Raw genomic sequence first — 14,323 nt, 5'->3', positions numbered from 1 at the left:
GGAGTCGGAAGAGCGGTATTTCGCCAGCGCGAAGATGCGCGGATGCCGAGGCATCTGCCTTTCCCATTCCCGATTCTCTATTCCCGATTCCCCGCCCCAACGAATCCAAGCTGGCGCCAGGCTTCGTAAACGGCCACGGCCACCGAATTCGACAGGTTGAGGCTGCGGCTGTTCGGGCACATCGGCAGGCGCAGGCGCTGGTTGGCGGGGATGGTCTCGAACACGTCGGCAGGCAGGCCGGCGGTTTCGCAGCCGAACAGCAGTGCGTCGCCATCGGCGAAACGCGCGTCGACGTGGGCCACCTGGCCGCGGGTGGAAAATGCGAACACGCGTGGCGTGCCGATCGCGTCAAGGCAAGCGGCGAAGTCGTCGTGCACGGCCACGCTGGCGTACTCGTGATAGTCCAGCCCGGCGCGACGCAACCGCGCATCGTCGAGTTCAAAACCCAGCGGGCGGATCAGGTGCAGCGCGGCACCGGTATTCGCGCACAGGCGAATCACGTTGCCGGTGTTCGGCGGGATCTCGGGGCGAAACAGGATGACATGGAGCATCCGGCCATTATCGGCATTCGTCGCCCCCGCGTCTGCGTCGGCCTTACAACACCTGCGTCGATGGCGGGCAAAGCACGCCGTCGTGTGGCAACACGCAGCTGTCGGGCGCGTCCAGCAGCATCGTCGTGACCGAGGAACCCGACGCCGGCTGCTCCACCGGCTGCGCGCGCAGCATCGCGCCCATCACCAGCACGCACAGCGCGAAGCAGGCCGCGAACAAGCTGTGCAACATCATTGTTTCGAATTTCATGATCGCTCTTCCTTTTCCGTGATTGAAAACCCCTGCATGGCCAGAAGAGCAATCGCCGTGCCAGCCTTTCGATCCATCGCAAGCTGATGATTCTGCGGAATAAAGATGCGATATTGAAAATACGCGCCATGTCCGCGGACATCGTCCGAACGGGCGCGGACATCGCCGGACAACACTGTCCGCATGCCTTCACCCGACGTGCCTTGCGCCAGTTGCGCTGCGGCCGCCGTGCCGCCTAGGCTCAAGGGCCTCACCCACGCCAAGGAATTACCGTGACCCTGAAAACGCACGCGTTGTGGCTTGCCGGTTTGCTGACTTTTTCCGTGGGCATCGTGCCGGCTTTGGCCGATCCACCCGCCGTCACCGATGCCGCCAGCACGATCCCCGCGCTCGACTATGAGCGGTTCACCCTGCCCAACGGGCTGACCGTGGTGGTGCATGAGGATCACAAGGCACCGGTGGTGGCGGTGAGCGTGTGGTACCACGTGGGCTCCTCGTACGAGCCCAAGGGCAAGACCGGCTTCGCGCATCTGTTCGAGCACCTGATGTTCCAGGGTTCGGAAAACCACAAGGACGAATTCTTCAAGCCGTTCGAACTGGCTGGCGCCACCGACCAGAACGGCACCACCTGGCTCGACCGCACCAACTATTTCGAAACCGTGCCCACCACCGCGCTGGACATGGCGCTGTGGATGGAGTCCGACCGCATGGGCCATCTGCTGGGCGCCATCGGCCAGCCGCAGCTCGACGAGCAGCGCGGCGTGGTGCAGAACGAAAAGCGCCAGGGCGAAAACCAGCCCTACGGCCGCGCCAGCGAACTGATCCAGGCCGAGGCGTTCCCCGCCAACCATCCGTACCACCACGACACCATCGGCTCGATGGCCGACTTGAACGCCGCCTCGCTGGGCGACGTGAAGCAGTGGTTCCGCGACTACTACGGCGCCGCCAATACGGTGGTGGTGCTGGCCGGCGACATCACGCCGGCAGTGGCGAAAGAGAAGATGCTGAAGTACTTCGGCGACATCGCCGCGGGCCCGCGCGTGCCGCGGCCGCAACCGTGGGTGGCGCCGCGCGAGCAGTCCACCCGCGGCACCATGACCGACAACGTGGCGCAGACGCGCATCTACCGCGAGTGGAACGTGCCGCCGCGCGGCAGCACCGACGAGAACCTGCTGGAGCTGGCCGCCGCGGTGCTGGGCGGCGGCAAGACCTCGCGGCTGTACCAGCGGCTGGTCTACCGCGACAAGCTGGCCGACGACGTCTCGGTGGGTGTGGAGCAGCACTCGCTGGCCAGCCTGTTCGAGCTGCAGGTCGACGTGAAGCAGGGCGTCGACCCGGCTCGCGTCGAGGCGGCCATCGCCGATGAATGGCGCAACTTCCTGGCGCACGGCCCCAGCGCCGACGAGCTGGCGCGGGTGAAGACGGAAACCCGCGCCTCCTTCGTGCGCGGGCTGGAACGCGTCAACACGCAGGCCTCGATCCTGGCCCAGGGGCAGCTCTATCACGGTGACCCGGGTGCCTACCTGAAGCAGTTCAACGAGTTCATGGCCGCCGCCCCGGTCAGCGTCACCGCCGCCGCGAACCGCTGGATCGCCCGCGGCGATTACACCTTGACCGTGGTGCCGGGCAAGGTCGATAGCACCGACAGCGCCGCGGCCGCCGGTCGGGCCGCCGTCCCCGGCAAACCCGCGCCGGTGCTTTCGCCCGCCGGCGATTTCCGCGCCGTCGACAGCAGTGTCGACCGCAGCAAGGGCGTGCCCACGGTCGACAGCTATCCGGACCTGAGCTTCCCCGCCGTGCAGCGCGGCCGCCTGGCCAACGGCATCGAGGTGGTGCTGGCCGAACGTCACACCGTGCCGGCGGTGCAGGTGCGGTTGCTGTTCGATGCGGGCTACGCCGCCGACCAGGGCCGCAAGCTGGGTACCTCCAGCTTCACCATGTCCATGCTGGACGAGGGCACCAGGGAGCTGGATTCGGTCGAGATCGCCAAGCGCAAGCAGCGGCTGGGCGCGCTGATCGATACCGATTGTGGGCTGGATTTCTGCAACGCCTCGTTGAATGCGCTGGACGACAATCTGCAACCGTCACTCGCCCTGTTCGCCGACATCGTGCGTCAGCCCGCCTTCCGCCAGGCTGATATCGACCGCGTGCGCGGCCAGTGGCTGGCCGGCATCGCGCAGGAAAAGAGCCAGCCCGTCGGCATCGCGCTGCGCACCCTGCCGCCGCTGCTGTACGGCAAGGGCCACGCCTACGCCATCCCGTTCACCGGCTCGGGTACGGATGCGTCGATCAAGGCGCTGCAGGCCGCCGACATGCGCCGCTTCATGGCCGACTACATCCGGCCCGACAACGTGCGCATCCTGGTGGCCGGCGACACCACGCTGGCGAAGATCATCCCGGCGCTGAACGCCGCATTCGGCCAATGGCAGGCGCCCGCGGGCAAGGTGCCGGCGAAGAACATCGGCAAGGTGGCACCGCCGCCACATGCACGCGTCTACCTGATCGACCGCCCCGACGCGCAGCAAAGCCTGATCCTGGCCGGTAGCCTGGCGCCCTCCACCGAGGCGCCGAACAACCTGCAGATCCAGACCATGAACGGCGCGTTCGGAGGCACCTTCACCTCGCGTCTCAACATGAACCTGCGCGAGGACAAGCACTGGGCCTACGGCGCCTTCAGCATCCTGCAGAACGCCCTGGGCCAGCGCCCGTTCCTGCTGTACGCGCCGGTGCAGACCGACAAGACCGCGCCGTCCATCGCCGAGCTGTTGAAGGAGGCCCGCGCGGTGATCGGCCCGCAACCACTCACCGAGCAGGAGATCGACAAGATCAAGGTGGGCGACGTGCGCAGCATGCCGGGCGGCTACCAGACCACCTCGGCGGTGATGGGTGCGTTGCAGGACATCGTGCAGTACGACCGCCCCGACGATTACGTGCGGACGCTGAAGTCGCGCATCGAGGCGCAGACCGATGCCTCGGTGCAGGCCGCCGCGCAGGAAATCATCCATCCCGACCAGCTGACCTGGGTGATCGTGGGTGACCTGAAAAAGGTCGAGGCGCCGATCCGTGCGTTGAAACTGGGTGACATCGAGGTGCTGGATACCGACGGCAAGCCGGTGGCGCCGAAATAAGCCCGCGGGCGGGATGTCGCGTGCCATCGCCGGCACGCGGCACCGCCCTCGCGCTACGATGGCGCCTTGCCGCGCGGTCGCGGCGCGATCCTTCCGCCCACTTCACACACGGAGTTTTCCATGCGCAAGAACCTGCTGTTGCTCGTCCCCGTGCTGGCGCTGAGCGCGTGTACGTGGGGCATCACCATGGACGAAGCGGCCAAGAACGTGCGCACGGCCTGGAATGGCGACGTGTCGGCCTGCCACGAACTGGGCAAGGTCACCGTCTCGGTGATGGACCACATCGGCCCGGTCAACCGCAACGGCATGACGATCCGCGAAGAGCTGGAAGTGATGGCCCGCAACGAGGCCGCCAAGATGCACGCCGACACCGTCAAGCCGCTGGCCGAACCCGCCGACGGCTCGCAGGCGTGGGGCGTCTACCAGTGCGGCACGCGCACGATCAGCCCGGTGCGCTCGTCCGCCACACCTGCGGCCACACCCGCGCCCGGCAGCGCGCAGACATTCCCGGTCAAGGGCAACTGAGCTGGCCGTTCCTGCACGCCGAAGGCGCCCCCGGGCGCTTTTTTCACGCCGGCCCGTACACGCGGGTTTGCGATGATGGCCGGCATGATCAAGCGCATGCCTTCGAAAACCACCTTGCTGAAAGCCCCAGGCCGGATCGCGCGACGCATGCTGCCGTTCCGCCGCAGGCGCGCCGACCCGCTCGATGCTTTGCCCTTTTTCGCCGTGCCGGCCACTGCCATCGCGGTGCTGGACGATGCCGTCGCGTTTCGCCGCACGCTGTTGCAGCACATCGCCCAGGCCACGCGCCGGATCGTGCTGGTGACGCTGTACCTGCAGGACGATGATGGCGGCCGCGAGATCCTCGAGGCGTTGTACGCGGCGAAAACACGTCATCCAGCCCTGGAAATTTCCGTGTTCGTCGACTGGCATCGCGCCCGTCGCGGCCTGATCGGCAAACAGAAAAGCGAGGGCAACGCGGGCATGTATCGCGAGTACGCCAGGCGCCTGGGGCCGGGCGTGGCCATCTACGGCGTGCCGGTGCAGAACCGTGAGTTGTTCGGCGTGCTGCATCTCAAGGGCTTCGTCATCGACGACAACGTGCTGTACAGCGGCGCCAGCCTCAACGATGTCTACCTCGCCCGACACGGCCGCTATCGGCTTGACCGCTACCACCTGTTCCGCGATGCGAAACTGGCCGACGCGATGGCCGGCTTCGTCGAGCGGCAGTTTGTCGCCAGCCCCGCCGTGTGCCGGTTGAACAGCGGTGATGCGCCAACCACGAAGGCGTTGCAGCCGGCCATCCGCGACCTGCGCCAGTCACTGCACCAGGCTGCCTACGCCGTCGCCGACGACAGCTTGGGCGATGGTGCGGTAGCAGTGACACCGCTGCTGGGTTTCGGCCGCACCGACAACGCACTCAACGACGCCTTGCTGGCCGCGCTGCGCGGCGCCCGCGAGCGGGTGATCCTGCTGACGCCGTACTTCAACCTGCCGCGCCCGGTGCGGGCGGTGCTGGGGCAACTATTGCGCCGCGGCTGCGAGATCCACCTGATGGTGGGCGACAAGACCGCCAATGATTTCTACATACCGCCCGAGCAGCCGTTCAAGACCATCGGCCTGCTGCCCTACCTGTACGAAAACAACCTGCGCCGGTTTGCCCGCGCCCACCGACGGCAGATCGACAGCGGCCAGCTCAACATCCACCTGTGGCACCACGGCGACAACAGCTACCACCTGAAAGGCCTGTTCGTGGACGACGACGTGGCCGTACTCACCGGCAACAACCTCAACCCGCGCGCGTGGGCGCTGGACCTGGAAAACGGCCTGCTGCTGCGCGACCCGCAGCGGCTGCTGCATGACAGGCATCAGGCTGAGTGGGCCGCGTTGAAAAAACACGCCACGCGGCTGTCCGACTACCATGCACTGGAAAGTCCGCGGCAGTACCCCGCGGTGGTGCGCAAGCTGTTGCGGCGGCTTAACCGCACGCGGCTGGACCGGCTGGTGAACCGGTTGCTGTAGGCGCTTCTACGCGTTCGGGGCCAGCCGGTCCAGGCGCATGCCCAACCAGTTCGACACGTTCGGCCATTCCTCGGCCAGGATGCTGAAGCACACCGTATTGCGCAGGCTGCCGTCGGTGCGACGCTTTTGCGCGCGCAGGACGCCTTCGCGCTGCGCACCAAGGCGTTCGATGGCGCGCTGCGAATCCTCGTTCAACTCGTCAGTGTGAAAGGCGACCGCCACGCAACCCATCCCCTCGAAAGCATGCTCCAGCAGCAGCCTTTTGCAGGCCGTGTTGAGGTGGCTTTTCTGCCAGCGTTTCGCGTACCAGGTGTAGCCGATGGCGACGCGCGGCAGTTCGGCGTCGATTTCATAGAAGCGGGTGGTGCCCACGATGTCGCCACTACGCTTTTCGCGGACGGCAAACGGCAGCATGTGGCCGTCGGCCAGGCCTCGCAGTGCCTTTTCGACGTAAGTTTGCGCCTGGCCTGGCGGCGGCACGCTGGTGACCCGCAGGTTCCACAGCTCGCCATCGGCGGCGGCGGCCTCGAGGGCGGGGACGTGATCCAGGTTCAGGGGCTCCAGCACGACGTAGTCGTCCTGCAGGCATATCGGGGCGAGAGGTGGCATCGGAGAATTCCAGCGGCGTACGGCGCAGGGCCGTAGGGTGCGGTCAGGCGTCCAGATCGGGGATCAGCTTGCTCTCCAGGCGGGAGATGTGATCCTTCAGCAGCAGCTTGCGTTTCTTCAGTCGGGTCAGCTGCAGTTCGTCGCGGCCCAGGGTGGTGGCCAGCTGTTCGATCGCCGCGTCGAGATCGCGATGCTCCATCCGCAACTCGGCGAGCAAGTGGGCGATTTCAGCGTGATCCTGAACCTGCATGGCGGGGCCGGTGACAAGTGGAGAAGTTGGCAAGTGTACCGCCGCCGCGCGCGGCTGGTCAGTATCTGACCAGCCGCGGGGCAGGCCGGTCACGGGACAAGTCATGGTGCAAAGCAGTAAAGTGCGCGATGGCCTGCCGGCATGCATCGCCGGGCGCCGCGGCAAGCGGTGTTGGCGTCCAACCGCGGGTTTTGATCATTCCACCATTTACCAGAGGGCTGCTCGTGTCTTTCTTTGCATCCGTTGAAATGGCTCCAGGCGATCCGATCCTGGGCCTGACCGAGGCCTTCGTGGCCGATCCGCGCCCGGGCAAGATCAATCTTGGCGTGGGCATCTATTGCGACGAGCAGGGCAAGATCCCGCTGATGAAAGCGGTGCGTGACGTCGAGCAGTCGCTGGCGAAGGCGGAAAATCCGCGCGGATACCTGCCCATCAACGGGTTGAAGGCCTACAACGAGCTGACCCAGCAACTGCTGTTCGGCGCCGATTCGCCGCTGCTGGCCGAAGGCCGCGTGGCCACGGCGCAGACCATCGGCGGCAGCGCCGCCTTGCGCGTGGCCGCCGACCTGCTGAAGCAGACCGCCGGCACGGGCGCCAAGATCGCCATCAGCAACCCCAGCTGGGGCAACCACCACGTGGTGTTCCGCACCGCCGGCTTCGAGCTGCTGGAATACCGCTATTACGACAAGGCAACCCACGGCCTGGATTTCGCCGGCATGCTGGAGGACCTGGGCAAGCTGGAGCCGGGCACCGTGGTGCTGCTGCACGCGTGCTGCCACAACCCCACCGGCGTGGACCTGGATGCGGCCCAATGGCAGCAGGCGATCGAGCTGATGAAGGAGCGCCAGCTGCTGCCCTTCGTCGACGCCGCCTACCAGGGTTTCGACAAGGGCCTGGACGCCGACGCCACCGCGATCCGGCTGCTGGCCGCGTCCGGCATCGAGGCGTTCGTGGTGGCCAACTCGTACTCCAAGTCGTTCTCGCTGTACGGCGAGCGGGTGGGTGCGATCAGCATGGTCGGCCGTGACCGCGACGAGGCCGCGCGGGTGCTGTCGCGCATCAAGACCACCATCCGCTCGATCTACTCCAGCCCCGCCGCCCACGGTGCGTACCTGGTCGCCGGCGTGCTGGGCAACCCCGAGCTGCGTGCGTCGTGGGAAGACGAACTGGGCGGCATGCGCACGCGCATCCATGAGATGCGTGCCGGCCTGGTCGATGGGTTGGTGGCGGCGGGCTTGCCGCAGTTCGACTTCATCAACCGGCAGGCGGGCATGTTCTCGTACTCGGGGCTGAGCAAGGCCCAGGTCGAGCGCCTGCGCGAGGATTTCGCCATCTACGCGCTGACCAGCGGCCGCATCTGCGTGGCCGCGCTGAACCGGGCCAACCTGGACGCCGTGGTGGCGGCGATCGCTGCCGTCAGCTGAAATCTTGCAAAACCCCTTGTGGGAGCGGCTTCAGCCGCGATGCTCCTGCTTTGGAACCCCAGAGCAAGAGCATCGCGACTGAAGTCGCTCCCACATCACCGCACCGATCCGGACATTGAATGTTTTTCCGCAATCTCACGCTGTTCCGTTTTTCCCCCGCCGTTGCCACTGATCTCGACCGCCTCGACGACGCACTGGCCGAGCATCGCCTGCGCCCCTGCGGCCCGCTGGAGATGTTCACCCGTGGCTTCGTGCCGCCGGTGGGCCGTGGCGAGGGCGAGCCCCTCACGCACAGCGTCAAGCAATCCACTCTGGTTACCGTGGGTGGCGAGGACAAGTTGCTGCCGACGGCGGTGATCAACGACGAGCTGCAGCGCAAGGTGCAGAAGATCGCCGAGGAAGAGGGCCGCAAGGTCGGCGGCCGCGAGCGCAAGCGGATCAAGGAGGATCTGCTCACCGAACTGCTGCCGCGCGCGTTCGTGCGCAACTCGCGCATGGCCGCCTATGTGGACAAGAAAAACGGCTGGCTGGTGCTGGACACCTCCAGCCGCAAATCGGCCGAGAACGCGCTGACCCAGATCCGCGAGGCGCTGGGCAGTTTCCCCGCCGTGCCGCTGGCGCCGGAGGAAGGCCCGCGCGTGCTGATGACCGACTGGCTCTCCACTGGCAACCTGCCGGCCGGCCTGGCGCTGGGGGACGAGTGCGAACTGCGTGACCCGGCGACCGCCACCGGCGCCATCGCCCGCTGCCGCCGGCAGGAGCTGGATGCCGAGGAAGTGAAGGAGCACCTGCGCAACGGCAAGCAGGTGTTCATGCTGGGGCTGACCTTCGACGACCGCATCACCTTTGTGCTGGGCGAGGATCTGGTCATCCGCAAGCTGAAATTCCTGGACGTGGTGATGGACGAGCTGGGCGACAGCCAGCAGGACGCCCACGCCGAGATGGACGCCAGTTTCGCCCTGCTGACGCTGGAGCTGGAGCGCCTGCTGGGCAAGCTGGAAGAGTGGTTCGGCCTGCCGCGCCCCGCCGATAGCTGAACCGCCGTCACGCCCCTGCGCTCCCGGCCGCGCGTCATGCTTGCGGCCGGCCCGCGACAAGTGGAAGCTTGGCAGACGGCCGCGCCCATCAGTCCACCACCGGCAAGGCGAGCAGGCACAACGGGCAGGTCATGGCGCAGCATCTCGAAGGCGATTGGCTGGAACTGTCGACAGCAGGCGGACGCCTCATCCGCGTGCTGAAGGCCGCGCACCCGCGCGCCCGCCGGCTGCGCCTCACGGTCACGCCCAAGGGCGCCCGCGTCACCTATCCGCACGGCACCCATCCGGCCCAGGTCAGCGCCTTCCTGCGCAGCCACGCCGAGTGGCTGGAGCTGAAACTCGATGAGCTGAACCTGATGGTGAAGCCGCTGCCGCCGCTGCGGCTGGGCTATCCATGCACGTTCCCGCTGCGCGGCGAGCTGGTCGAGCTGGACTGGGCCGAAGGCAGCTATCCCAAGATCGAGTCGCATGCCGAAGGGCTGACCCTGGTCATCCCGCGCCCGCACACCCGCGCGCTGCCGATCGCGCGCGGGCTGCTTGCCTCGCACCTGGAAGCGCAGATCCGCCGCGACGTGTCGCGCTGGATGGCCGGCTACGTGCCGCAACTGGGGCTGGCGCCCACCTCGCTGCGCATCCGCCCCATGAAAAGCCTGTGGGGCAGCCTGGATACCCGCGACCGCATCAACCTGGATCTGGCGCTGGCGTTGGCACCACCGGCCGCGCTGCGCTACGTGCTGGCGCACGAGCTGTGCCACCTGAAGGTACGCAACCATTCGCCACGGTTCTGGACCCAGGTGGAAAACCTGTTCCCGGATTGGCGCGAACAGCGCGCCTGGTTGCGCCAGCAGGGCGCGGTGCTGAAGGCGGAACTCGACCGGCTGATCGGCGACGTGGCCGACTGATTCCGCAGGGCGAGTCGACCGACCAGGGTAATGGCGGCCGACTGCACCCACGCCGTGCGACTCCGTCCTCAGCCGATGGAACGAACCACGCCGCCATCGACGCGCAAGGCCGCACCGGTCGTCGCGGAGGCCTGATACGAGCAGACATAGACAACCATGTTGGCGACTTCTTCCGTCGTCGAGAACCGGTTGATGAGCGACGTCGGGCGTGCCGTCTTCAGGAATTGCTGCTCGGCCTCGGCTTGCGTGATGCCTTGTTCCACCGCCATCGCCTTCATCCAGCCCGACAGGATCTCGGAGTTCGTGGGGCCGGGGACGACCGCATTGACGGTGACGCCCGTGCCGGCCACCAGTTCCGCCAGGCCCCTCGACACGGCGAGCATCGCGGCTTTGGAGACGCCGTAGTCGATCATGTCCCTGGGGATGTTGAGCCCGGATTCGCTGCTGATGAACACCACGCGCCCGCGCCCCCGCTCCACCATTTTCGGCAGGTAATGACGGGCGGCGCGCACGCCGCTCATGACGTTGAGCTGGAACAGGTCGAGCCATTCGTCGTCGCTTTGGTCGAAGAAGTTGTTGAGGTGCGCCGTGCCCACGTTGTTGACCAGGATGTCGGTGTCGGGCACCTGCGCCACCAGCGCGGCCGAGCCTTCCGGTGTCGCCAGGTCGGCGGTGACGCCGGCAAATTCCGCATCGGGAAATTCCGCGCGCAGCTCCTGCAGCGCCGTGGCGACCCGCTCCTCAGTGCGACCATTGATGACCACCGAGGCCCCGGCACGTGCCAGCCCTTCGGCAATGGCGCGGCCGATGCCCGCGGTGGAGCCGGTAACCACGGCCTTGCGGCCCGTGAAATCGATTTTCATGATGTATTCCTTGGTTTGCGAGTGCGCCGGAAGTGCGGCGCGACGGGATGCAACGCCGCTCGGCCGAGCGCGTTCAATCGAACTTGATGAGGTCCTGGAAAATAAGCTGGGTCCAGCGGTTGCCCCGCGCCTGGACCAGCGCGCCGCCTTCGTCGAGCCGTCCCAGATCCACCGGCGCGTAGCCCAGTTGTTCCGCCAGCGCGGCCACCGGGGCTATCGCGGCGTCGTCGTCGCTGGACAGAAAGACCACCCGCCTTCCGCCCTTGACCGAGGGGTCTTCGGCCAGCACGCCGGCCGGCAGGTGGTTGAAGCCCTTGACCAGCCGCGCCCCCGGCAGGGCGCGGGCAATGACGGCGGAAGAGGGCAGGCCGTCGAGCTGCTCCAGGGGCACGCCGTACGCGTTGGTCACGTCGACGACGATCTTGCCGCTCCAGCCTTCAGCTGCTTTCGCGACGTCCCGATGCGACCAGAAGGGCACCGCCAGAAAGACGATGTCGGCTTCCAGCGCATCCTTCAGCGAACGGGGCGCGATCGTGGGGCCAATCGACTTCGCGAGCGCGGCGATCGCTTCGGGCGGGCGCGTGCTCGCCACGGCAACGTCGATGTTCTTGCGGGCAAAAGCGTGGGCGAGGGCCTGGCCGATCTGACCCGCGCCGATGATGGCGTAACGCATGATGTCTCTCCGGTAATGATGGAAGGTGAAGCGCTGTGCTTCAGTGCGGAGAGATCGTAATTAGCGCCGGAAGGAATGATAATCAGGCGATTTCCCATATGCTCAATTCCGGATTGGAATCAATCGGCCGTACGGCCCGGGGATCGCGATGGACAGGTTTCAAGAACTGAGCGCCTTTATTGCCGTGGTGGAGGCGGGCGGCTTTTCCGCCGCCGCGCGACGAACCGGCAGCTCCCAGTCCGCCATCAGCAAGGCCATCGGTGCGCTGGAGAAGCGCCTGGGCGTGGTGCTGTTCAATCGAAGTACGCGCAGCGTGACCCTGACGGATCAGGGCCAGCGTTATTTCGACCGTACCAAGCCCCTGCTCGACGAGATCGGTGCCGCCGACAACGAACTGACCAGCAGCACCCTCGATATCTCCGGGCGCATGCGGATCGCCGCGCCCTCGACGTTCGGCCGGCTCCACATTCTTCCGCTGATACCCGGGCTGTTGTCGCGCCATCCCGGACTGAAGGTGGAGTTGCTCCTTTCGGATGCGGCGCGCGACATGGTGGAAGACCGCATCGACCTGACGATCCGGGTGGGCACCGTCAACGAACCCGACGCCGTGGTGCGACGCATAGGCAGCACCAGTCTCGTATGCGTGGGGTCACGCCGCTATTTCGAGTTGAAGGGCACGCCAAAGACGCCTGCCGACCTGGTCGATCACAACTGCCTTGTGTACGAAGGCATGGTGGAGTCGACCCATTGGCCGTTCACCGGCCCGGAAGGGCCGTTCAACGTACCCGTGCGCGGCAATTTTTCATCCAACAGCGTCGACGCGATACGCACGGGCGTGCTGGCCGGCGTGGGCATCGGCATGTTCACGAGAGCGTCGCTTGCCGAGGAATTGGCGCATCCCGACGTCGTCACGATACTCAACGACTTCGTGATGGGCACCCGCGACGTGAGCGTCGTCTGGCCGCAACGCCGCTTCATATCGGCGCGCGTGCATCGCGTAACCGACTACTTCGTGCAGGCGCTGTCGCCGCGGCTTTAGCGGCGATCAGCGCCGAGGGAGGGCTCCCATCCACCAGCCGCCGCACGGTCACCAGCCGGTGGCGAGCAACGCATCCAGCTGCGCGAACTGTTCGGGCAGGCCTTCCGCCGAGCCGGCGAGGGCGTCGTCGAGGGCCGCTGTCGTGGGATAGCGTTCGTGCAGGGTGACCCGCGTCTTGCCGGCATCCTCTTCGAACGTCACCGTGGTCACGGCGCCCTCATCGCTTTCTTCGTTCGTCCATACGATGCGTTTTTGCGGGATCACCTCCCGGTAGGTGCCGAAGAACGCCATCGGTTGATCGGAAGCCGGGTGGCTGAATACGAGGCGATACGTGCCGCCGGTGCGCACATCCATGTCGCACGAGAGCAACGTGAGCTCCACCGACTTCGGAATCCACCAGAGCTGGAACAGTTCGGGCTTGCTCCACGCTTCGAACACGATGCGCGCCGGCGCATCGAATGTTCGTGTCACGACGAGTTCGTGGTCGGACTTGCGTTCCACGGCAGTGCGGTTCGTCGCGGCGGGATTACCTTCTTTTGCCTTGGCCATCTGCCTTCTCCTTGCGTTTCAGGGTCTCGACAACTTTGTCCAGCGCGTCGAAGCGTGCGCTCCAGAGCTGGCGGTGCCGCTCGATCCAGGCAGCCTCTTCCTCCAGCCGGCGCCGTCCGAGCCTGCAGGTTCGGACGCGCCCGACCTTCTCCGTCGTCACCAGCCCCGCCTGTTCCAGCACGCTGACGTGCTTCTTCATGCCCGTGAGGCTCATGTGGAACCTTTGGGCAAGGTCGGAGATCGAGGCATCCGAACACCCAAGCTGCTCCAGCACACCACGTCGGGTGACATCGGAAAGTGCGGCAAACGTTGCGTCGAGGTGAGCTTGATACTGAACCATGTGGTTCACTGTATGACGGACTTTGACGACTTGCAAGCGGCGGATACCCCGCCGGCGGTTTGGTCGAAAATCACGGGATCAGTAGGTGGCCAGGGTTGTCACATGGCAGCGCGTTAGCCGCGGCTCCCTGTAGGAGCGACTTCAGTCGCGACGCTCTTGATGTTTGTAGGAGCGCACCCTGTGCGCGATGCTTTTGCCCTTGTGCGTGACTCCAGAGCAAGAGCTTTCGTCTGCCTGCGGCAGCCGAGTTACTTTCTCTTTGTGTGGCCACGCACGCGCAGGAAGCGCGTGCGAACAGCGAAGCTGACCCGAAGGGCGGAGGGCAGGATGCCCGGAGTAAAGAGAAAGATAACCAAAGAGAAAGGCCACCCCACTTGGCGCTTGCCGCCCATCGGGCAACTGCTCCTGCGTTGCCTCAACTCGGGCATCCATGCCCTCGCCATGGGCGGCAAGTCCGTGAGCCGGGGCCGGGCTTTTCGACAGGGCATCCTGCCCTGGCGAAAAGGAGCCGACATCCCTGTCGGCTCCCGCTGCGCGGCCTGTCGACCCCGACTCACCGCCGCACAGGGGCTCCGGGTAGAGCAGCACGCCATCTGGCGCGCACTCGGTACGCAACCTCTACGCGATTGCGAGAACCACTGGCTCCTGGCGTTGAATGAGCATTTAATTTGGGGCGAGTGTCT

16 protein-coding genes are annotated in these 14,323 nt (G+C 66.1%); 7 read left to right on the top strand and 9 right to left on the bottom strand.

The features are described 5' to 3' along the window. Positions 1 to 77: 77 nt before the first annotated feature. The 3 genes from trmL to ACFPK0_RS13815 are packed head-to-tail and all read right to left on the bottom strand — an operon-like array spanning position 78 to position 1,046. Positions 78 to 551: a tRNA (uridine(34)/cytosine(34)/5-carboxymethylaminomethyluridine(34)-2'-O)-methyltransferase TrmL gene (trmL, locus tag ACFPK0_RS13825; protein WP_377341549.1), complete on the bottom strand. Its 474-nt coding sequence runs from the start codon at positions 549 to 551 to the stop codon at positions 78 to 80. 43 nt (positions 552 to 594) lie between these two features. Then, positions 595 to 801, bottom strand: a complete 207-nt coding sequence (locus tag ACFPK0_RS13820) for a hypothetical protein (protein ID WP_056084602.1) — start codon at positions 799 to 801, stop codon at positions 595 to 597. After that, positions 798 to 1,046 carry a hypothetical protein gene (locus ACFPK0_RS13815; protein WP_377341547.1) on the bottom strand — a complete coding sequence of 83 codons (249 nt, stop codon included), beginning with the start codon at positions 1,044 to 1,046 and terminating at the stop codon, positions 798 to 800. Before ACFPK0_RS13815 ends, ACFPK0_RS13820 begins: the two co-directional genes overlap by 4 nt. 27 nt (positions 1,047 to 1,073) lie before the next feature. Here ACFPK0_RS13815 and ACFPK0_RS13810 point away from each other — a divergent pair, with 27 nt between their 5' ends. The 3 genes from ACFPK0_RS13810 to pssA all read left to right on the top strand — a co-directional run bounded on the left by ACFPK0_RS13810 (position 1,074) and on the right by pssA (position 5,954). After that, positions 1,074 to 3,929 (top strand): M16 family metallopeptidase, encoded by a 2,856-nt coding sequence (locus tag ACFPK0_RS13810; RefSeq protein WP_377341545.1) that lies wholly within the window; start codon positions 1,074 to 1,076, stop codon positions 3,927 to 3,929. A 120-nt stretch (positions 3,930 to 4,049) separates the two neighbouring features. Further along, a complete protein-coding gene (locus ACFPK0_RS13805; protein WP_056084607.1) occupies positions 4,050 to 4,454 on the top strand; it encodes a DUF4156 domain-containing protein in 405 nt (134 codons plus the stop codon). Between the two features lie 96 nt (positions 4,455 to 4,550). Continuing rightward, positions 4,551 to 5,954, top strand: coding sequence for a CDP-diacylglycerol--serine O-phosphatidyltransferase (pssA, locus tag ACFPK0_RS13800; protein WP_377341543.1), 1,404 nt, complete (start codon positions 4,551 to 4,553; stop codon positions 5,952 to 5,954). Positions 5,955 to 5,960: 6 nt separating this feature from the next. Here the strand turns inward: pssA and ACFPK0_RS13795 are convergent, their stop codons facing one another. Continuing rightward, a complete protein-coding gene (locus ACFPK0_RS13795) occupies positions 5,961 to 6,563 on the bottom strand; it encodes a GNAT family N-acetyltransferase (RefSeq protein ID WP_056084610.1) in 603 nt (200 codons plus the stop codon). Between the two features lie 43 nt (positions 6,564 to 6,606). Then, entirely contained in the window at positions 6,607 to 6,813 is a 207-nt protein-coding gene (locus ACFPK0_RS13790) for a YdcH family protein (RefSeq protein WP_040670585.1), read from the bottom strand. A 224-nt stretch (positions 6,814 to 7,037) separates the two neighbouring features. Between ACFPK0_RS13790 and ACFPK0_RS13785 the strand changes: the two genes are divergently transcribed. From ACFPK0_RS13785 to ACFPK0_RS13775, 3 genes are all read left to right on the top strand, one after another. Continuing rightward, the gene (locus ACFPK0_RS13785; RefSeq protein WP_377341540.1) at positions 7,038 to 8,237 is read left to right on the top strand and encodes an amino acid aminotransferase; all 1,200 of its coding nucleotides are present in this window, start codon (positions 7,038 to 7,040) and stop codon (positions 8,235 to 8,237) included. Positions 8,238 to 8,356: 119 nt separating this feature from the next. After that, positions 8,357 to 9,274 carry a recombination-associated protein RdgC gene (locus ACFPK0_RS13780; RefSeq protein WP_377341538.1) on the top strand — a complete coding sequence of 306 codons (918 nt, stop codon included), beginning with the start codon at positions 8,357 to 8,359 and terminating at the stop codon, positions 9,272 to 9,274. Positions 9,275 to 9,405: 131 nt separating this feature from the next. Beyond that, positions 9,406 to 10,176, top strand: a complete 771-nt coding sequence (locus ACFPK0_RS13775; RefSeq protein ID WP_056085150.1) for a M48 family metallopeptidase — start codon at positions 9,406 to 9,408, stop codon at positions 10,174 to 10,176. 68 nt (positions 10,177 to 10,244) lie between these two features. Here ACFPK0_RS13775 and ACFPK0_RS13770 read toward each other — a convergent pair whose 3' ends face one another. Next, a complete protein-coding gene (locus ACFPK0_RS13770) occupies positions 10,245 to 11,039 on the bottom strand; it encodes an SDR family NAD(P)-dependent oxidoreductase (RefSeq protein ID WP_377341536.1) in 795 nt (264 codons plus the stop codon). Between the two features lie 73 nt (positions 11,040 to 11,112). Continuing rightward, positions 11,113 to 11,712, bottom strand: a complete 600-nt coding sequence (locus ACFPK0_RS13765; protein WP_377341534.1) for an NADPH-dependent F420 reductase — start codon at positions 11,710 to 11,712, stop codon at positions 11,113 to 11,115. 148 nt (positions 11,713 to 11,860) lie between these two features. On the opposite strand from ACFPK0_RS13765, the gene ACFPK0_RS13760 reads away from it, so the two are divergent. Then, the gene (locus tag ACFPK0_RS13760; RefSeq protein ID WP_377341532.1) at positions 11,861 to 12,751 is read left to right on the top strand and encodes a LysR family transcriptional regulator; all 891 of its coding nucleotides are present in this window, start codon (positions 11,861 to 11,863) and stop codon (positions 12,749 to 12,751) included. Between the two features lie 48 nt (positions 12,752 to 12,799). Here the strand turns inward: ACFPK0_RS13760 and ACFPK0_RS13755 are convergent, their stop codons facing one another. Together ACFPK0_RS13755 and ACFPK0_RS13750 are read right to left on the bottom strand one after the other, a co-directional pair. Further along, on the bottom strand, positions 12,800 to 13,300 hold the full coding sequence (locus tag ACFPK0_RS13755; RefSeq protein ID WP_377341530.1) for an SRPBCC family protein: 501 nt from the start codon (positions 13,298 to 13,300) through the stop codon (positions 12,800 to 12,802). Continuing rightward, positions 13,278 to 13,640 carry an ArsR/SmtB family transcription factor gene (locus ACFPK0_RS13750; protein ID WP_377341528.1) on the bottom strand — a complete coding sequence of 121 codons (363 nt, stop codon included), beginning with the start codon at positions 13,638 to 13,640 and terminating at the stop codon, positions 13,278 to 13,280. Before ACFPK0_RS13750 ends, ACFPK0_RS13755 begins: the two co-directional genes overlap by 23 nt. Positions 13,641 to 14,323: the final 683 nt, after the last annotated feature.

Source organism: Rhodanobacter ginsenosidimutans, from assembly GCF_042655685.1.
Taxonomy (GTDB): Bacteria; Pseudomonadota; Gammaproteobacteria; order Xanthomonadales; family Rhodanobacteraceae; genus Rhodanobacter; species Rhodanobacter ginsenosidimutans.
The sequence above is the reverse complement of the archived record's forward strand: the minus strand, read 5'-3'. Positions and strand labels throughout refer to the sequence as shown.